The sequence below is a fragment of the Bowmanella yangjiangensis genome (assembly GCF_017255015.1).
GTDB classification, from domain to species: Bacteria; Pseudomonadota; Gammaproteobacteria; order Enterobacterales; family Alteromonadaceae; genus Bowmanella; species Bowmanella yangjiangensis.
In genome coordinates this window covers 1-410 of the sequence record NZ_JAFKCS010000649.1, presented here as the reverse complement: position 1 = coordinate 410, position 410 = coordinate 1, and the positions used below count along the sequence as shown (strand labels likewise).

The following is a 410-nucleotide window of genomic DNA, read 5'->3' as shown; positions in this document are numbered from 1 at the left end:
CTGCGGGAACACGTAGCGCTGAGCACGGCGCAGACAGGCCCCTGCACTGTTGAGGTAGATCTGCTGGTGATCGGTGAAGACCAGGCCCAGGTGGCTGTCCACCAGCCGGCTGTCCTGCGGGATGCCCGCTGCCTCGCTGAGCAGCCAGTCGAACCAGTGCGCCGGTTGCGCCGGCGACTGTGCGTAGCCCGGCATGACGTCATCGGCGCGCGCCTGCGGCACCGGCTGCGCCTGCACGTCCAGCAAGTGCTGGCCGGCCAGGGCGCGGGCAATCGCCTCGGCCCGCTCCAGCGCGTCCTGCAGGCCGCACTGACTGATGTCGCTGGTCGCCGCATAGGCTTCGACGCCCGCGATGCGCACCGTGAGCATGGCGCCGCCGTCCAGCGAGAATGACGGTGCCTGCGCCACGC

General features: G+C 70.7%; 1 protein-coding gene. It reads right to left on the bottom strand.

Features of this window, described 5'->3' with window-relative positions:
- A partial coding sequence (locus J0A65_RS26090; protein WP_232850167.1) for a hypothetical protein occupies positions 1-410 on the bottom strand: 410 nt, incomplete at both ends.